A 1,966-nucleotide genomic window follows, 5' to 3' on the forward strand; every position below is an offset into this window, starting at 1 on the left:
CTGGCTCGCCTTCGGCGGCTCGGATGCCAAAGCCCAGGAGACCGCCTGCCTCGGAAACCGCGAGACGATAAAAACAGCCTGGTCGATGCACAATTTCGCAGCCTCTTCAAATGAAGATTTACAATCTTTTATAGCTACGAAATATCATGACCAAATATCTAACAACAACGCGGCCTGTCCATCTGGCGGCACTTACAGCGACAAAAACGGAGATGGCATCGTTGAATGCAGCTGCCCAGAGCATAGCGCAAAAATGAGCGCCGCAGGGTCGTCCACGTCACCTTTATCACACATCTATACCACCACAGATTTTGAGTTGTTGAATGACGGCAAAAATCAAGCTACTGATAATGATAAGGCCTCTCTTTTATCTCAGCTTGCAACTGACACCAATTCTGTTATTTTGAAGGTGCTCGCGGAGGTTGGCACGAAACCTGCGGAAAATAAAGTCTATGCTGGAGACGTATCGGCGCTTGATTCTGTCTCGTGAGGTGAGCTGATGCAATATAAGGATAAAGATGGCAATATACGCACCAGAGATTATAAAGTGACTCTGACAAAAGACGCAAATGAAAATTATCAGCTTTCTTCGTTGCTTATAAAGGTAGGCGCGTATGCGTTTGTTTCGTATCGCCAGGAAGACGGTTCCTACAACTCCTATAAAATTACCAATGGCTTATATGCGGGTAATACTGATTCAATAGCTAAAAATGAAAGTTGGCTGCTCAACGAGACGAACAAAGGTTATGAAGGCATAGAACATAGCAAAATCGACGGCAAAGAATCCAAAGGATGGACTTTTCTTCGGTAAGACCTCCTCACTTCTAAGTAAACGACTCCGTGTTGATGATATTAAATTTCTTGCCGTCAACTGTTTTAGAATCTACGGTAACAGTGCCGTTGTCTTTTGTTAAAGTTTTTGATGAAGTCTTATAATATCCTCTATCAACTGCGATCCGCTCAGTCCCCGGCATCAGCACCGAGACATCTTTATTTGTCCAGTATATATAGTAACCTACAGGGGCTTTTGGGGATTTGCGTTCAACGGTCCATGTGTAGTTTGTCAGGTCGGCTGCTTTAACAATAGGTTCCAGTTCTTCGAGTACTTTAGGCGCAACGTTTTTTCCTGTAGAGTCTAATGTTACATCTTCCTTGCCTTTTCTTGAAGGGTCGTTGAAATATTCATAAACAACAGACTTTGTATCTTCAAGCAAGGCCACAAAAGCATCAATGGCGGCATCCGAAGTTACTACCATTATCCATTTATAAATGCCGTAATGCAGCGGGCATTTGCAGTAGTTTGTTTTGATATGCTGGATGTCGTATACCCCGCCGTATTGCTTTCCATTGCCGCCGTTTTCATATTTGACGAGCGTATAGTATATACTTGATTTTCCGTCGCCATCAGAGCCTTTTTCTGCGCCAAACAGAACGTCGTTGTAGGTTTTTTCTCCAAGATATGCTTTAAGTCCCTTATACCAGGCAGATGCGTTTATAATACTCCATTCCAAGGCGTTGTTGGTCGGCACGGTATCTTCTATCTCATAGACGCGCCCTCCTTGTGGCATTATTGAACGTATCTCATCAGCGGAAAAACCAGGCGCAAGCGCCACCTCATTAAAGGTGACGGCGGCTTTGTTGTTGCCTCTCTTAGATTCGCTGAATACGCGCAGACCAATATACCTGTCTCTTGTGTTATAGTTAGCCCCGCCGTTTTCTCCCATTGGGACCGCTTTTGCGGCAAAGTCCTGTGAGTCCTTTTTGTATTTTGTACCATAGAATAATTTATGAGTATCATCTGTAACTTTGCGCTTTAATGTGACCGGCCCCTCGTTCACATTAGGATTCATGCTTGTGCTGTCGGCGTAATGTTTTACGTCTACCTTGGAGTCGTGTCCTGATGATTTAATCGTGTTTCCTACATAAAGCCCCAACCACAACGGTTCAGAAGCGAAAAAGGAGTTAC

3 protein-coding genes are annotated in these 1,966 nt (G+C 44.3%); 2 read left to right on the top strand and 1 reads right to left on the bottom strand.

Translation table 11 applies throughout. From position 1 onward, the window contains the following. Both RRY12_13085 and RRY12_13090 read left to right on the top strand, forming a co-directional pair. A partial coding sequence (locus tag RRY12_13085; GenBank protein MEG2185608.1) for a hypothetical protein occupies positions 1-490 on the top strand: 490 nt, incomplete at its 5' end. A 9-nt stretch (positions 491-499) separates the two neighbouring features. Further along, entirely contained in the window at positions 500-811 is a 312-nt protein-coding gene (locus RRY12_13090; protein ID MEG2185609.1) for a hypothetical protein, read from the top strand. Positions 812-824: 13 nt separating this feature from the next. Here the strand turns inward: RRY12_13090 and RRY12_13095 are convergent. After that, the coding region (locus RRY12_13095) for a hypothetical protein (protein ID MEG2185610.1) at positions 825-1,966 on the bottom strand (1,142 nt) is incomplete at its 5' end.

This window comes from Cloacibacillus sp. (genome assembly GCA_036655895.1).
Classification (GTDB): Bacteria; Synergistota; Synergistia; order Synergistales; family Synergistaceae; genus JAVVPF01.